Genomic DNA, 15,650 nt, shown 5'->3' on the forward strand with positions numbered 1-15,650 from the left:
CTGACGATGACGAGAACAATTGATTGGCGCAACGCGGCGGCGGTGTTTGGCGGCGGGGCGGTTGGTGGTGTGCTGCGGTATGGGCTGAGCTTGGGGTTGGCCGACACCACCACCTTGATGGGGACCACGGCGGTCAACCTGCTGGGCAGCTTCGGTCTGGCGTTCCTGACCGCCGCGACGCTGCACCGCTGGCCGCTTGCAGACTGGGTGAGCCTGGCGCTTGGCACCGGGCTGATCGGCGGCTTCACCACGTTTTCGACGCTGATGCTGAGCGTCGGTCTTGGCATCGCCGCCGGCCGCTGGGTGGTTGTGGCGGTGCTCGTGGTGAACCTGCTCGGCGGCCTGGCCGCTGCCGCACTGGGTCGGCGCCTCGGCGTCGGGGGCAGGGCGTGATTGCCCTGGTCGCCCTGGGCGCGGGGCTGGGTGCGGTTGCGCGCTACCTCGTGGCCCGGGCGGGCAAAAAACGGTGGCCCAACCGGCCGTACGCGACGCTTCTGGTCAACGTGGTCGGGGCCTTTGCCGCGGGCCTGCTCACTGGCGCAGCGCTGCCCGCGGCGGCTTCCGCACTGCTACTGACCGGCGGGTGCGGTGGGCTGACCACGTTTTCGACGCTTGAGGTTGAGGCGCTTGGCCTGCAAGGTCGGCGGCGGTGGGGCTACCTGCTGGGCTCAACCGGGCTCGGGCTCCTGGCCGTCGCGGTGGGTACGTGGCTCGGTAGTCTGCTCTGAGCGCTGGCCGTCTTGTGAGCTGGACGAAGCCCGACTGACGGCCCGGCCTCTCCTGGATTGCGTGGTGCCGGCAGTCGCGGCAGTCAGTCTTGAGCGGTGGCCGGCGTCAGTTCGTGGTTCAGTGTCAGCTCCGAGACGTGGTCGCGCGCCAGCAGCTGGCGGTCGTAGTGGTGCGCGACCTCGATTATCGTCTGCGGCAGCCGGTACAGCAGCTCGCGAATCGCTAAGGCGGCCTGGTCGTCCAGCCCGGCGGTGATCTCGTCCAACAACAGCACCGGGCGCTTGCGCAGCAGGCCGCGGGCAATTGCGAGGCGCTGCTGCTGCCCACCGGACAGGGTGGCGGGGGAGACGGGCCGGTCCAGCGGCGCGTCGCCCAGCTGGCTGGTCAGGCCGACCTGGGTCAGCACGGTTGTCAGCTGTTGGTCGGAGAAGGACTGGCCCAACGTCAGGTTCTCGCGCACGGTGCCGGCGAAAATCCAGGACTGCTGAGTGACGTAGGTGACCGCCTGGGGTGTGGCCTGGGTGCCGTCAATCGTCACGGTGCCAGTGGTCGGCTTCAGGCGGCCTGCAATCAGGTTCAGCAGGGTGGTTTTGCCCACCCCGGACGGCCCGGCAATCAGCGTCTTCGAGCCGGCGGGCAGGCGCCGGGTGGTCGGCGCCAGCACTTCCTGGTCGCCGAAGGTCTGGCTGACGCCGTCAAGCACCACCGCGCCTGGCCCGGCCGCAACCGGCGCAGGGGCCGGCGTGGCATCAACCGGCGGCAGCTGGCGCAGCGCGCGGGTGCCGGCCAGGCCGCTCCAGCCGGCGACCACGGCCCGCACGCCGGCCGTCACGTGGTCGGCCGACAGCTGAAGGGTCAGCAGCGTGGCGATGGTGATGCCGAAACCGCCGCGCGCCATCAGCAAGAAGCCGATCAGCATCGGGGCGAAAAGGCCGAGCACCACCATCAGCGCCGTCGCGAACTGCGCGGTGTACTGGCGCGCGGTCTGCTGCTGCAGGCGCCGCTCGCTGAGGGCCAGGGCCGCCTTGACCCGGGCGAAGAACGTGCCAGCGGCTAGGTACTGCTGCAGCTCCGGCTGGCCCTGCAGCCAGTCCTGCGCCGCGGCCAGGGTCTTGGCGTTCGCTTCGCTCCACTGCTGTCCCAGCCGCGAAAGCGACTTGGTGAAGGCGAGCATCGGGAGCATCGCCGCGGCGGAGAACGCGATGAAAATCAGCCCCATCAGCCAGTTGACGGTCAGCACGAACCAGGTGGAGACCAGGGTCATCGCCGCGTTTTGCATCAGGCCGACCACGGCCTCGAAGTAGCGGGCCTGAATCTGGGCGGCGTCGTTGGTCAGGCGGTTCATGCCCGTGCTTTCAGCCTCGCCACCGGCCGCGCTGGCCTGAAGCATCTGGGTCTTGAGCGCGACGTTCCAACGGCGGATGGCGGCCTGCTGCAGCAGGTTTAGGATGTAGCCGGCGTAGTACGTGCCGGCGTACAGCGCGATCGCCACGCCGACGTAGCGCAGCCGCCCGGTGAGGTCGATGGTAGTGAGGTTGGGGACCTGCCCCAGGACGTAGCCGTTCAAGACGCCTTCGAAGCCGCCGAGAAACGCGAACAGCACCAGCGCCAGGCTCAGGCGGCGCGGCAGGTGACGGTAAAGCCAAGTGAAATCAATCATGTTTAACATCTCCCTTTCATGCCCGTAGTTTAGCTGGTAGACTGGGGGCAACACGAAAGGGTGACAAAAATGGCACAATCAATCGGCGGCTTCATCCGCCAGCTGCGGGAGGCCCGCGGCATCAGCCAGGCGGTGCTTTATGCGGCGCTGCTGTCGCCGCGGCAGGCGATTCGCTTTGAGGCCGGCGGCTCGGTGCGCGCCGACACGCTGCTGGCGCTTTTGCGCCGGCTGCAGGTTTCGGCCGCCGCGCTGCAGGCCGCCTGTGACCCGCTCGACGAAACCGGCGATGCGAACATGCGCGCCGCCCTGGGCAAGCTGGCCGCGTGGGGGGATTGGCCGCTGACGCCGGCGGAGCAAAAGGCGGTGCTGTCGGCCCTGGCGAGCGACGACACGCTGACGCTGCCCCTGATTCAGCGCATCGGCGCCTTGGTCGCGCGGTTTTCACCGCTGCCCTGGGCGAGCTACCGCCGGCTGTGGCACAAGGCCCAGGCGTTCCGGACGGCGCCGGACTACCCAGACGTGGCGCTCGGGCTTTGCATCGACGTCGGATTTGCGGCGCTGTTCGGACGGGAGGCGGCCATTGCGGCGGACTTTCTGCGCCGCGGGCAGACCGTGCTGGCGGCGGCGCCGGCGACCTGGCAGGCGGCGCTGTTGCCGCGGCTGCAGTTCCGGTTCCTGACGGCGATTGCCACGGCCATTCCCGCGGGCCAGGCGACCGCCGCCGCGGCGGGGGACGAGCTAATCGCCGGGCTCCGAGTGCTGGGCGAGGTGCAGCTTGCCGACGGCTTCGTGGACAACCGCCGCCACATCCTGACCAGCTTCGACCTGCACCCGACTTGGACCGAGGCGGAACTCGGGGGCGCCGCGCGGGCGATGGCCGCCGCCAGCCGCCGGGTGCCGGACCTCGACGTCGCGGCTTACCAGCGTCAGCTGCCAGGGTTGGACGCGGCGCTTGCCGGTCGGCCGCTGAGCGCCTTTGAGACGGAGTTTTGAGTGCGCCGACATGGCAACTGTCTTCTATTTTGATCTCGCCGCGCAAAAATCCCGCCGTTTTGACCAGGTGAGCGGCAATCGTTCATCTGGTAAAAGTGGCGGGATTATCGCAACAATGACGTCTGGCCTGCTAGTTCGCGCGGCGCCTGGCCAGCCGCCGCAGCGCGTTGAAGCTGGCCTCGGCGATGACAAAGCCGACCGCCAGTGCGATGGCAATCGTCAGCGTCTTGGTCAGCCCCTGCTGGGCCGCGGCCTCGCGCCCGAGGGTGAAGTCCTTCATCGACATGTAGATGATGGCGCCGGGCACCAGGGAAACCAGGCTCGGGATGTACATCACGTTCACCGGCGCCTTGACGCGAATCGCGAACAGGTTGGCGAGCACGCCGATGGTGACGCCGGCCAGCAGGTTGGGCAAGATTACGGCATGGGTCGCGGCGGTCAGCGCGACGTACACCAGCCAGGAGGCGGCGCCGGTGATGCCGGCGGGCAAAAGCGTCCGGCGGGGGATGTTGGTGATGATGCCAAAGCCGATGGACGAGGCGAAGCTGATCAACGCGTGAATCAGGTAGGTCATAAGACGCCTCCCAACAGCCCGTGGGCCAAGGCGTTGCCGACCACGACGCCGGCGCCAATCGCCCCGGCGACCATCACCGCATCGACGGCGCGCACCAGGCCCGAAATCGTGTGCTTGGCAATCAGCTCCCGCAGCGAGTTGGTGATTGCGACGCCCGGCACCAGCGGCATCAAGGCCGAAATCACGATGTTATCGGCGGAAGCCCCCGCGCCGGCCAAGGCCAGCGTGGTGGCCAAAAAGCCGATGGTCAAACCCCCGACGCCAACGGCGATGTAAGGCGTGCTGGTGTGGCGGCCGGTCAGCTGGGCGGCCAGGTAACCGGCGATGCCGACCCAAAAGGCCAGCGCCAGATCACCCCAGGTGGCCTGAAACAACAGCATCGGCGCGACCGACACTAGGCCGGCGCCGAGAATTTTTTGCGGCCAGGTGTAATCGACGCGCTGCCGCTCGACGTCGGCCACGCCGCTTTCAAGCGTTGCCCAGTCGATGCGCCCGGCAACGAAACGCCGCGACAGGGTGTTGATGGCGTCAACCTTGCGCAGGTCGAAGTCCTTGGTTCGCACCTTCACCAGGTGGGTCGCGGTGTCAAAATCGGCGTCGACGAACAGCGCGGTCATCGTCGCGTGGCAAGACACCGCCAGCCCCGCGGCCCGACCGATGTACTCGACGGTGCCCTCGACGCGGCCGGTTTCCGCGCCGTTTTCCAAAAGCAGCTTGCCGACGCGGCCGCACAGCGCGATGATGGCCTTTTCGTTGGTGACCATGGCGGCGCCTCCTTTCCGGGTTCTGACTATACAGTATAAGGGCGACTGCGCCACGTCGCAAAAAATTTTGGCCGCGGCCGTGCCACGCCTGGGGATTGGGGGTATCATAAGGACCATTGAATTCAAAGGGGTACCGGCATGACGAATCGGCAAAAAGGTTTGGTGTTCGCAATTTTGGGGCCGCTGTTGTGGGGGCTTTCGGGCAACGTGGCGCAGTGGCTTTTCGCGCAGCCTGGTATCCGCCCCGACTGGCTGGTGGCGGTGCGACTGCTGCTGAGCGGCGTGATTCTCCTGGTGTACAACCTGCTGACGCAGCGGTCCGGGATGCTGGCGGTGGCAAGGGACCGCCGCTCGCTGCTCGGCCTGTTCGTCTTCGGGGTGTTCGGCGTTGTGATCTCGCAGTTCACCTACTTCACCGCCGTGGCCGTCAGCAACGCGCCGACCACCACCGTGATTCAGTACCTGGGGCCGGTGTTCATCATCATCTACCTGGCGCTGCGTCACTGGCGGTGGCCGCGGCGCATCGACCTGATCTCGATTGCCGTGGCCTTCGTCGGCGTGGTGCTGTTGGTCACCCACGGCCGCTTGACGGCGCTGGCCCTGTCGCCGCAGGGCCTGTTTTGGGGGCTGGCCGCGGCGGTCGGGGCGGCGGCCTACACGCTGATGCCGGTCGGGCTGTTGCGCCGCTACAACGCGCGGCTGGTGACCGGCTGGGGGATGCTTTTTGGCGGCCTGATGCTGTCGCCGGTGCTGATTCTTCAGCCCGGACCACGGCTGACCTGGCCGCTTGTGCTGGGCATCGGCTACGTCACGCTTTTCGGCACACTGGTCGCTTACCTGTTGTACCTGGAAAGCCTGCGCTTCGTGGCCCCGACCACCGTGGCGATGCTCAATGTGTTCGAGCCGCTGTCGTCGACGGTGATCGCCATCGCCTTGTTTCACGCCCACTTCGGCTGGGCCGAGGTGCTCGGCGGCCTGCTGGTGTTGAGCACCACCTTCCTGCAGGTGCTGCCCGATCGCAGCCACCAGCTGAGCTGAGTCCGATGACGCCAAAAACCGCGCATCGCCCGGTGCCACCACCAGATTTTAGTCTGGGGCGGCAGGCGATGCGCGGTTTTGGCGTGTGGTCAAGCCAGCGGCTGCAGCGTGATCACCTTGGTCGCTACGGCGTCGATGAAGTGCTGATCGTGCTCGGTGAACAGCAGGGTCGGCTGGACGGCCTGGATCACTTGGATCAGCTGGTCTTGGTTGAAGACGTCCAGGTAATTGAGCGGCTCGTCCCACAGGTAAAAGGCGGCGGCGGTGGCCATGCTGGCCGCCAGCTCGACTTTCTTCTGCTGGCCGCCGGACATCTGCTCGATCGGCGTGGTGAACACGCTGCGTTCGACGCCGAGCTTGTGCAGGTTGTTCAGGAGGTCCTGGTAGTTCAAGTGGCGCTGCTCGGCAAAAGCGGCCAGCAACCCGCGGTTGTCGGCGTATTGCTGCCGCACTAAGGCCCGGGCGGCGTTGACCAGCGTGATCTCACCGGCCACGGTGCCGGTGAAGGCCGCGCTTTGTTGGCCGGTGACGGTGGTGCCACCGGCCGTCTGCAACACCGCGTCGAGCAGCGAGCTCTTGCCGGCGCCGTTGGGGCCGACCAAGGCGACCCGCTCGCCGCGCTTGACGGAAAAGGACACCGGGGCAAAGAGCGGCTGGCCGGCGAAGCTCAGGGTGACGTCGCGCAGCGTCAGGAGCGTGTCGTGGTAGTCGGGGACGTAATCCAGCGCCAGCGGGTCGATGAACTCGACGTTTTGCAGCAGCGCCTCCTTGTCGGCGATTTCACCTTGCACCCGGCGGTCGAGGTTCTTGGCCTTTTGCATCATGCGAGCGGCCCGGGCGGTGGTGAAGCCGTCGTGGCCGGTGCCACCGGACCCCTTGACGTGCGGGTCGCCGTGGATGTCGCCCTCGCGGCTCTTTGACCAGTCCTTTTTGTCCCTGGCGCTTTGCTTGAGGCGGCCGATGTCTTTTTTGAGCTTGGCTTGTTCGGCTTGCTCGGACTGGTCTTGGGTGGCCTTGGCCTGGCTGTAAGCGGCGAAGTTGCCGCGGGTCAGCACCAGCTGCTTTTTCTCGATGGTCAGGGTGTGGTCGGTGACGGCGTCCAAAAAGTCGCGGTCGTGCGAGACCACGATGTAGCCGGTTTTCTTGGCGGCCAGGTAGGCGGCGACCTGTTTGCGGCCGGCGGCGTCGAGGTGGTTGGTCGGCTCGTCGATTAGGGCAAAGGCGCTGGCCTGGGCGAAAAGCGCCGCCAGCAGCAGCTTGGTCTGCTCGCCGCCGGACAGGCTTGCGTAAGGCCGGTACAAGACGTCTTCGGGCACGGCCATGACGGCGAGCTCGCGCTGCACCTCCCACAGCTCGGCGGGGGTGATCGCGCTTGCGACCTGCCAGGCCTCAAGCGTCGCATCCGGCACCGGTTGCGGGAAGTAGGTCAAGGGTACCGGGACGCTCAGGCGGCCGCTGGACGGCGACAACTCTCGCTGCAGCAGGCGCAGCAGGGTGGTTTTGCCTCGGCCGTTGCGGCCGTTGAGCCCCAGGTGCCAGCTCAAATCGAGCGTCAGGCTCTGGTCGGTGAAGATGTCCGCTTGCCCGGGGTAAGCGAAGGTGAGGTGCGAAATGGTAATGGTAGACATGATGGCCTCCTAAGCGGTGGATCCAGCCGGCCGCGGGGCACACAAAAAGCCCCCAGCACTTCGGGGGCTTGCTTGGCCCGCCGAAGAAGTGCTAACGGTCGTCTGGACGGCACACTAATCCCATTAACGAATGGGTAGTGCTGGGTTCAGACAACGGGTTAGAACTTCAATGGCGTGACCTCCGTGAATTGATTAGCTTATTTATAACACGCCGCGGCCGCGGCGTCAATGCGTCCTGCGAGCTCGGTCGTAACGCGGTTAGGCTACAGGCTTGCGCAGAAGCGGTCGAACGCCGCCTGGCCGGTCACATCGCGCTTGAACACGCCGGCGTCTTCCAGGACCCGAGCGAAGACCTTGCCCACGGCCTGGTTCAGCAGGTCGTCGGCGTTGGTCGGGGTCCAGGCGAAGGCCTGCTGCAGCTGCGTCGCCCATGGCCGGTGAGCCTCCGCCATGGTGTTGGGCTGGCCCAGCAGAAACTTCTTGACCTCCTGCAGCTCAAGGCGCAGCCGGGCCGGCAAAACGGCCAGTCCCATCACTTCGATTAGGCCGATGTTCTCTTTTTTGATGTGCTGGACGTCCTGGTGGGGATGGAAAATGCCATCGGGATAGGCCGCGCTGGTTTGGTTGTCGCGCAGCACTAAGTCGAGCTGGTAGTCCTGATCGACGCGCCGCGCAATCGGCGTGACGGTGTGGTGCGGGGTACCGTCGGTGACGGCGCGAACGTCGACACTTTCGTCGCTGTAGGTCGCCCAGGTCGCGCGGATGTGCTCGGCCGCGGCGGCCAGCTGGCCGCGATCGCTTGCGGTCAGGCGAATGACGCTCATCGGCCACTTGACGCGGCCGGCGGTGACGGCCGGAAAGCCCGGCAGGCTCAGCGTTTTCTCCACTGGGGCCACCGCCATGGCGAAGGTGTGGCGGCCGCCTTGGTAGTGCTCGTGCGACAGCATCGAGCCGCCGACGATTGGCAGGTCGGCGTTGCTACCGACGAAGTAGTGCGGCAGCATCGTCACAATGTCCAGCAGGTTGGTGAAGGTCTGCTGGTTGATGTGCATCGGCTCATGCACGGCGTCGAGGAAAATCGCGTGTTCGTTGAAGTAGGCGTAAGGCGAGTACTGAAAGCCCCAGGTCGCCCCGCCCAAGCTGAAGCGGATGATGCGGTGGTTGCCGCGAGCCGGGTAGTTGGCCCGACCGCGGTAGCCCTCGTTTTGAAGGCAGAGCTGGCAGGCCGGGTAGCCGAAGCTTTGGGCCTTGGCCGCCGCCGCGATGTCCTTGGGGTCTTTTTCCGGCTTGGAGAGGTTGATGGTGATCTCCAAGTCGCCGTAGTCCGTGTGAGCCGGGAACTTGATGTTCTTGGCAATCGCGCGGGTCTGGATGTAGTTGTTGGCGCGGCTGAGGTTGAAGAACCAGTCCGTGGCGCTTTGCGGCGACTGCTGGTACTGCGCCCAAAACGTCGCGTTCACGGCGCTTGGCCGTGGGGTGGCCAGGGCCATCAGCTCGGCCTCAAGAATTTGCTTGGCGGCCGCGGTGTTGGCGCAGCTGCCGTTTTGAACGGCAGCCTCGACCAAGGCGTCCAGGTTAGCCAGGGGATCCGGAGCCCCTGGAAAATCTGCCGCCGCGTCGCCGACCAACGCCAACACGCGGTTTTTGAGGAAAACACGGTCCAGCTCGGTGTAATCCGGGTTGTGCTTCAAAATGAAGTCTAGTTGGTGTTCAACAGCGGTCAAATCTTGTCACCGAATCCTTCCGGCTTGCTTTCGTGCCAGTTCCAGGCCGTCTTGATGATGGCCTCAACGTTATCGTAGTTCGGCTTCCAGCCGAGCACCGTCCGGGCCTTGTCGGAGGCGGCGATCAGGGTGCTTGGGTCGCCGGCGCGGCGTGGCCCGATGGTGGCCGGGATGGCCTTGCCGGTCACCTTCCGCGCGGCTTCGAGAATCTGCAGGTTGGAAAAGCCGGTGGCGGAGCCTAGGTTGAAGGCGTCGCTTGGCTTGCCGGCCTTCAGGTAGTCCATCGCCAGAATGTGGGCGTCGGCCAGGTCGACGACGTGGACGTAATCGCGAACGTTGGTGCCGTCCTTGGTCGGGTAGTCATCGCCGAAGATCTGAAGGCCGTCACGGGTCCCCGCGGCCACCTGCAAAATGATTGGAATCAGGTGGGTCTCCGGGTGGTGATCTTCGCCAATCGAGCCGTCCGGCATGGCACCGGCGACGTTGAAGTAGCGCAGTGCGACGAAGTGGATACCGTAGGCGACATCGGCCCAGTGGATGATTTTTTCCATCGCCAGCTTCGATTCGCCGTAAGGGTTGGTGGGAATCTGCGGGTCAGTTTCCTTGATTGGAATCTGCTTGGGCTCGCCGTAAGTGGCGGCGGTGGAGGAGAAGACAATCTTGTTGATGCCGAACTGCTTCATCGCCTCAAGCAGCGTGATCATGCCGGAGGTGTTGTTGTCGAAGTACTTCAGCGGGTCCTTCATCGACTCGGGCACGATGGAGAAGGCCGCGAAGTGGATGACGCCGTCGATTTTTTCCTTGGAAAAAACGCTGCTCAAAAACTTGTAATCGCGAATGTCGCCCTGGTAAAACCGGGCCTTCGGGTCAACGGCCTTGCGGTGGCCGGTGATGAGGTTATCGAGTACCACGACGTCTTCGCCGTGCTTGATCAGTTGCGCAACCGTGTGGGAGCCGATGTAACCGGCCCCGCCTAAAACAGCAATAGTCATGAGAAATCTCCTTTCAAGAGAGGGCGACCCGAGGCGGGTTAAGCCACTCGGCCAGCGCTGGCGCGGGGCTGGAAGCGGGTTGTGCTTCACGACTCGTGGCAAGCAGGCCGCAGTGGCGGTGCCTAGGAGGAGCCCGTTTAAGAGAGAGGGCGACCCGAAGCGGGTTAAGCCTAGCGGCAAGCAGGCCGCAGTGGCGGCCGGGGGAGCCCATTATGAGAGCGCGAGGCGCCGCGACCTTAGCGGGACCGGTCACGCGGCGCCGCCAAAAAGGGGGGGTTAGGCCTCAATGGCGGTGCCAGCTAGCGGCGCTCGCGTTGCGGCAGCAAGCGCGTCGCTAGTCCAGCTGGCGTGGTCCGTCGGCGATTTCGGCGACGTAGAAGTCGGCCTGGTAGCCAACCGCCTTCAGGTAGGCGGCGCCGACCGCTTCGGTGAAGGCCGGCACGGCCGCCTTGTTGACCAAGGCGATGGCGCAGCCGCCAAAGCCGGCACCGGTCATGCGAGCCCCGAGGACGCCGGCTTGCTTCAGCGCGTTTTGAACCAGCGTGTCGAGCTCGAGGCCGGTGACCTCGTAGTCGTAGGCCAAGGAGACGCCGGAGGCCGACATCAGGCGGCCGAAGCTGGCCAGGTCACCGGCCTTGAGGGCCGCGGCGGCCTGCAGGGTTCGTTGATTCTCGAACACCGCGTGGCGAGCCCGGCGAATTAGGGTCTCGTCGTAGATCAGGTAGGTGTTTTGGTCGAATTCGTTGATCGACAGGTCGCCCAGGCTCTTGATGTCCAGGCGCGTCTGCAGGCGGCGCAGGGCCTCTTCGCACTCGCTGCGGCGCTCGTTGTACTTGGAATCGGCCAGCTCGCGGCGCTTGTTGGTGTTCATGATCACGACCACGTTGTCGCCCATGTCGAGCGGCAGCGATTCGTATTCCAGGGTGTTGGTGTCCAGCAGCGTCGCGCGGTTCTTTTGGCCCATGCCGATGGCGAATTGGTCCATGATGCCGGAGTTGACGCCGATGTACTGTTTTTCCACCTTCTGGCCGTTTTTGATCAGGTCCAGCATGCTGACCGGCAGGTTGTAGGTTGCCTTCAAAATAATCCCGGTCAACAGCTCCAGCGAAGCGGATGACGACAGGCCGGACGCGTTGGGCAGGTTGCCCTTAATGTAGACGTCAAGCCCGGTGGTGAAGTTGGCCCCTGCGGCCTGCAGGACCTGGGCCATGCCCTTGAAGTAATCGGTCCAGCTGCCGTCCTTGGCGCTGAACAGGTCGGCCAGGGCGATGGTCTTGGTCCCGGCATCCGGGAAGTTGGCGGAAAACAGGCGGAAGCTGTTGTCCGTGTTAGGCCCCACCGCGGCGTAAGTGCCGAGGCTGATGGCGCAAGGGAAAACATGACCGCCGTTGTAGTCGGTGTGTTCGCCAATCAGGTTGATGCGGCCCGGCGCAAAGTACGTGTGGGTCGGGGCGTGGCCAAAGGCGCCGGTGAAGCCGGTGCGAAGTTCCTGTGTATCCATGATGCTCCTCCTTAGTGTGGTGCGGTTTTTAAAGTTGATAACCGAATTAATCGCTGCTGTCGCGCAGCAAAAGCTGGCTGCCCAAGGTGATGCGCTCCGGGGCGGTGGCCAGGCCGTCCAGCTGATCTTTGAGCAATCGGGCGGCGTTCATGCCCATCAGCTGGGTCGCCACCTGCACCGTGCTCAGGCTCGGGCTGATGTAGCGGCCAACGGCCAAGTCGTTGAAGCCGATGATGCTGACCTGCTCAGGCACCTGAATGTGGTGTTCCTGAAGCGCCTTGATGGCCCCGATTGCCATGGTGTCGCTGGCGACGAAAAAGGCGTGGGGCAAGGCGGCCCCGAGCTCTTCAATCACCGCGGTCATGGTCTGGTAGCCGCCTTCGATGGTGAAGGCACCGGGGTAAATCAGCGACTCGTCCAGCGTGGCCCGGCGGCGCATGGCCTGCTTGAAGGCGGCCAGTCGCGCGTCGCTCAGCGCCACGCCGTCGGTGGTTTGCTCGGTCCCAGCGATCATGCCGATGCGGTGGTGGCCAGCGGCCAGGAAGTGCTGGATGATTTTGTCCACCGGATCGCCGAAGCTGGTGGTGACGCAGCTGATCTCTTGGGCGAGGGTGTCTTGGTCGACGATGACCAGCGGCTTGGACTGAGCCTTGAAGTTGGCCAGCTGGGCCGGTGAGTATTTGCCGATGGCAATCAGCCCGGCCAGCGTGTCGCTGGGCAGCGCGTCCTTGGCGAACACATGGGCAATCTGGAATCCGTCGGCCTCCAGCTGGGTCTCAACGCCCCAGCGAATGGCGCGGTAGTACAGGTCGTTGGTTTCGGCGGCCTCGGAGTACCACTGCACCAGTCCGATGGTGCTGGCCGCGGGAACGGTCCGGCGCTGATGCTTCGTGTAGTTCAGCGCCTCGGCCGCGGCGAAAATGCGCCGGCGAGTATCCGGACTGACTGCCAGTGACGTGTCGGCATTCAGCACCCGCGACACGGTTGCGGCGCTGACATGGGCGGCCTTTGCGATATCTTTCAGGGTGGCGATGGCGACCCCTCCTTTCCAAGCCAGGCGGCGGCAGACCGCCGCTCACCTTCGAGGACAGTTTACTAAATTTCCGGGGAAAAGTGAAGGATAAATTTACTAAACTTTAGACGATTTGAGGTGGTATGGACGACCGGATTGCCGGCCTGATGAGGATGTTAGCCGGATTGAAAGTTTTACTAAATTTTGGCCAACAAAAAACCGCAACCGGTGATTGGCCGGTTGCGGCGATTGTTTAGCGAAACAGCAGCGTGGTGTTTTGCCCGGTCACGTTCAGCACGTAGGCGAACAGCAAGACGGCGTTGACCAGCAGCGACAGAATGATGATGGCGTAGCGGAAGGTGAAGTTATGCGCCCAGGTGCTGAAGTTGAACCACCCGAGCCGCTTACCCTTGTAGCTGAACGTCATCACCAAAAGTACCAGCGTCAAGACGCCTTGAAACACGGTGCCGGCCAGGTGCATGCCGGCGGTGGCCTGCACGTGGTAGCCGGCCGCGGCCAGCCCGTCGATCAGGATTGCAATCAGAGTCATCTCGGACCTCCTCGTAGGGTTTAGGCGTAGTGTACACTAATTGACGGCAAAACCCAACCGCGTCACGTGACGCAGCTCGGCGATCATCACGTGGTGGCCCCCAATCCACACGCCGTCGTCGGCCGTGTAGCCGCGAACCTTGCCGCTGAACGGCGCCTGCACGGCGTGATCGGCATCGACGGCCTCTAGCTGGCAGGTGACGGACTCGCCGGTTGCCATGGCCTGAGCCAGCGCCTCCCGCACGGTGGCCTGATCCTGCAGCGGCAAGGACTGTGGCCGGTTGGCGGCCGCGGCCTGGGCCTTATTCAAGGCCGCCGTGTGATCCGACAGGTAAAAACCCTGCCACTTGAGCATGCCGCGGTCGCGGTAATCATGGGCGAAAAACCGGGCGATTGCCCGGGCGTCCTGCTGATGGCTTTGGGTCATCGTCCTCCCTCCCTTCGCTGCCTCAATTATACAAACATACGTTCGTATTTGCGACGGAGAAATGACTTTGTAACAAATCGGCGTTTAAACGGCCGCAATCTACCGGCCATTCGTTAAGAATGTGACAAGAAGATTACAAAAACGTGTCGCCGTGCTATACTGGCTGTAACAAAGGCAAAGGAGTGATCGTGATGAAAAAGTGGTTAATGATCGGGTTGGTGACGCTGGGCGTTGGCACCTGGGTTTTGGGTCAGGCGCAGACCCAAACCGATACCGCTGCGGCCGGTGTCGCGGTCACCAGCAAGGCGGCTAAGACCGGCAAGCAGGCGCCGGCAGCCAAGAAGTCTCGGGCAACCAAGCAGGCTGCGGCAGCCAAGAAGACCGCCGCGGCTAAGCAGACTAAGGCAGCCAAGAAGACAGTGGCGACCGCGCGAACTAAGGCAGCCAAGAAGACCGCCGCGACTGAGCAGACTAAGGCGACCGAGCAGACCGTGGCGACCAAGTCCCGCCAGGCCACCGGGCTTGCGGCTTACTACGGCAAGTGGCGCAGCACCAGCGTGACCATCACGCTGACGGCCAAGCGGCTGACGGTGGCGCAGCCGGGCGTGGCGCCCATCACCACCGGCTACCGGGCGGTTAAGCAGGCCAACGGCTACGTGTTCATTCCGGCCAAGGCGGCCGATCCTTTGTTTTTGACCCTGAAGGCCGGCCAACTGGCCTGGCAAACCGGGGCGTCCGCACCGCTGACCCTGACGCGCGTCGCGCGATAACTCGATACCCCAAAACGGTGGCGACTCCCAATTACAGGGGGTCGCCACCGTTTGGCGTTGGGTCAGGGATTTGGCGCCAGCAGGTGCCGGGCGAAAAAGGCCAGCGTGGCTGGCAGCGCCTGATCGGTGTAGTGTCGGGCATGGGCGGTGCCGGGGACCACTTGCAAGGCGACGGCGTGGCCGGCCGCCTGGGCCCGGGCGACGAAGCGCTTGGGGCCGGCGAGCGGCACCAGCTCGGCGGCCGAGTTGAACAGCAGCGCGGGGCCCAAGGCCGAGTCGGTGCCGGCTTGCGGCGTGAGGGCGGCCAGCCGCGGCGGGGTGACGGTGCCGAGGTAAGTCGTCACCACGTACTTGTAAAAGGCCGCGTGAATCGCCGACGGGTCGTGCAAGCCAAGCGCTGTGGCTGCATCCGGGCTGGGCTGAACGGCGCGGTGGTGGGCCAACCAGTCGGCAAAGTCGACCAGCGCCGACCAGGCGACGACGGGCTGGCCGCTGACCTGGCTTTGCAAAAGCGCCATGGTGCCACCGGCGCTGGCCCCCAGCAGCCCGACGCGGGAGCGGTCAAAGGCCCAGGGGCTGGCCGCAAGCCACGCCAAGAAGGCGCCGAGGTCTTCCTGGGCGGTGGGGAACAAGGCGGCCGGCGCGAGGCGGTAATTGGGGATGGCGACCAGGTAACCGGCCGCGGCCAGCGTCTGCCCCAGCGCCACCTCGCGGCTTTTGTCGCCGCGAAACCAGCCACCGCCGTGAACAAAAACGATGGCCGCCTGGTTGGGATGAACCGGCAGGTAGAAATCCGCGCGTTGAAGCGGACCTTGGCCGTAAGGAATTTCAGTCTGTTGCATGTGGGTACCTCCAGTCTCACGCTCACCATAGCCCATGGGCTGCCCAGCGTCAAACCGCCTTGATAAGCCGACTACTAAGTAATATAATGTACCAGGAATCACAACGGAAGAAAGCAGGCGATGAGATGAACGGCTCGACCGAGCTGCTCAAGGGGGCCCTTGACGGCATCATTTTGGAACGCATCAGCCGCGGCGAGACATACGGCTACGAGATCACGCAGTACCTGGTCGACCACGGCCTCGACGACATTGTCGAAGGCACGGTGTACACGGTGCTGCTGCGGCTGGAGAAAAAAGGCCTGCTGAGCGTGACGCGGCGCCAGTCTGCCAGGGGGCCGATGCGCAAGTTTTACGCCCTCAACGACGCGGGGCGGCAGTACCTGGCCGATTTTTGGCAGCGGTGGGACCACCTGGCCGCCACCGTCAGCCAGCTGAGGGGGCAGTGAG

The 15,650-nt window shown here is 64.7% G+C and carries 17 protein-coding genes; 6 read left to right on the forward strand and 11 right to left on the reverse strand.

Annotation, left to right across the window (positions count from 1 at the left end):
* The first annotated feature begins 6 nt into the window (after positions 1–6).
* Together NUH19_RS07920 and NUH19_RS07925 are read left to right on the forward strand one after the other, a co-directional pair.
* Complete coding sequence (locus tag NUH19_RS07920; RefSeq protein ID WP_262316018.1) at positions 7–393, forward strand: fluoride efflux transporter FluC; 387 nt, start codon at positions 7–9, stop codon at positions 391–393.
* Complete coding sequence (locus NUH19_RS07925) at positions 390–728, forward strand: CrcB family protein (RefSeq protein ID WP_262316019.1); 339 nt, start codon at positions 390–392, stop codon at positions 726–728. Before NUH19_RS07920 ends, NUH19_RS07925 begins: the two co-directional genes overlap by 4 nt.
* Before the next feature lie 83 nt (positions 729–811).
* On the opposite strand, the gene NUH19_RS07930 is transcribed toward NUH19_RS07925, so the two are convergent.
* Complete coding sequence (locus NUH19_RS07930; protein WP_262316020.1) at positions 812–2,389, reverse strand: ATP-binding cassette domain-containing protein; 1,578 nt, start codon at positions 2,387–2,389, stop codon at positions 812–814.
* A 69-nt stretch (positions 2,390–2,458) separates the two neighbouring features.
* Between NUH19_RS07930 and NUH19_RS07935 the strand changes: the two genes are divergently transcribed.
* Complete coding sequence (locus NUH19_RS07935) at positions 2,459–3,382, forward strand: helix-turn-helix domain-containing protein (RefSeq protein WP_262316021.1); 924 nt, start codon at positions 2,459–2,461, stop codon at positions 3,380–3,382.
* Between the two features lie 130 nt (positions 3,383–3,512).
* Here NUH19_RS07935 and NUH19_RS07940 read toward each other — a convergent pair whose 3' ends face one another.
* Complete coding sequence (locus NUH19_RS07940; RefSeq protein ID WP_262316022.1) at positions 3,513–3,956, reverse strand: threonine/serine exporter family protein; 444 nt, start codon at positions 3,954–3,956, stop codon at positions 3,513–3,515.
* Entirely contained in the window at positions 3,953–4,720 is a 768-nt protein-coding gene (locus tag NUH19_RS07945; protein WP_262316023.1) for a threonine/serine exporter family protein, read from the reverse strand. Before NUH19_RS07945 ends, NUH19_RS07940 begins: the two co-directional genes overlap by 4 nt.
* A gap of 138 nt (positions 4,721–4,858) precedes the next feature.
* On the opposite strand from NUH19_RS07945, the gene NUH19_RS07950 reads away from it, so the two are divergent.
* The gene (locus NUH19_RS07950) at positions 4,859–5,758 is read left to right on the forward strand and encodes a DMT family transporter (RefSeq protein WP_262316024.1); all 900 of its coding nucleotides are present in this window, start codon (positions 4,859–4,861) and stop codon (positions 5,756–5,758) included.
* 89 nt (positions 5,759–5,847) lie between these two features.
* Here NUH19_RS07950 and abc-f read toward each other — a convergent pair whose 3' ends face one another.
* The 7 genes from abc-f to NUH19_RS07985 all read right to left on the reverse strand — a co-directional run bounded on the left by abc-f (position 5,848) and on the right by NUH19_RS07985 (position 13,591).
* Positions 5,848–7,386, reverse strand: a complete 1,539-nt coding sequence (gene abc-f / locus NUH19_RS07955; RefSeq protein ID WP_262316025.1) for a ribosomal protection-like ABC-F family protein — start codon at positions 7,384–7,386, stop codon at positions 5,848–5,850.
* Between the two features lie 263 nt (positions 7,387–7,649).
* Positions 7,650–9,110, reverse strand: coding sequence for a UDP-glucose--hexose-1-phosphate uridylyltransferase (locus tag NUH19_RS07960; RefSeq protein ID WP_262316026.1), 1,461 nt, complete (start codon positions 9,108–9,110; stop codon positions 7,650–7,652).
* Positions 9,107–10,102, reverse strand: a complete 996-nt coding sequence (galE, locus tag NUH19_RS07965) for a UDP-glucose 4-epimerase GalE (protein ID WP_262316027.1) — start codon at positions 10,100–10,102, stop codon at positions 9,107–9,109. The genes NUH19_RS07960 and galE overlap by 4 nt, the downstream gene beginning before the upstream one ends.
* A 334-nt stretch (positions 10,103–10,436) precedes the next feature.
* A complete protein-coding gene (locus tag NUH19_RS07970; protein ID WP_262316028.1) occupies positions 10,437–11,603 on the reverse strand; it encodes a galactokinase in 1,167 nt (388 codons plus the stop codon).
* Positions 11,604–11,649: 46 nt separating this feature from the next.
* Positions 11,650–12,660 (reverse strand): LacI family DNA-binding transcriptional regulator, encoded by a 1,011-nt coding sequence (locus NUH19_RS07975; protein WP_338085552.1) that lies wholly within the window; start codon positions 12,658–12,660, stop codon positions 11,650–11,652.
* A gap of 208 nt (positions 12,661–12,868) precedes the next feature.
* A complete protein-coding gene (locus tag NUH19_RS07980) occupies positions 12,869–13,165 on the reverse strand; it encodes a hypothetical protein (protein WP_262316029.1) in 297 nt (98 codons plus the stop codon).
* Between the two features lie 36 nt (positions 13,166–13,201).
* Positions 13,202–13,591, reverse strand: coding sequence for a phage infection protein (locus tag NUH19_RS07985; RefSeq protein WP_262316030.1), 390 nt, complete (start codon positions 13,589–13,591; stop codon positions 13,202–13,204).
* Between the two features lie 191 nt (positions 13,592–13,782).
* On the opposite strand from NUH19_RS07985, the gene NUH19_RS07990 reads away from it, so the two are divergent.
* Complete coding sequence (locus NUH19_RS07990) at positions 13,783–14,361, forward strand: hypothetical protein (RefSeq protein ID WP_262316031.1); 579 nt, start codon at positions 13,783–13,785, stop codon at positions 14,359–14,361.
* A 62-nt stretch (positions 14,362–14,423) separates the two neighbouring features.
* On the opposite strand, the gene NUH19_RS07995 is transcribed toward NUH19_RS07990, so the two are convergent.
* Positions 14,424–15,203 carry an alpha/beta hydrolase gene (locus tag NUH19_RS07995; RefSeq protein ID WP_262316032.1) on the reverse strand — a complete coding sequence of 260 codons (780 nt, stop codon included), beginning with the start codon at positions 15,201–15,203 and terminating at the stop codon, positions 14,424–14,426.
* 125 nt (positions 15,204–15,328) lie between these two features.
* Here NUH19_RS07995 and NUH19_RS08000 point away from each other — a divergent pair, with 125 nt between their 5' ends.
* On the forward strand, positions 15,329–15,649 hold the full coding sequence (locus NUH19_RS08000) for a PadR family transcriptional regulator (RefSeq protein WP_262316033.1): 321 nt from the start codon (positions 15,329–15,331) through the stop codon (positions 15,647–15,649).
* Position 15,650 lies beyond the last annotated feature (1 nt).

It is taken from the genome of Lacticaseibacillus parakribbianus (assembly GCF_025490915.1).
Lineage (GTDB): Bacteria > Bacillota > Bacilli > Lactobacillales > Lactobacillaceae > Lacticaseibacillus > Lacticaseibacillus parakribbianus.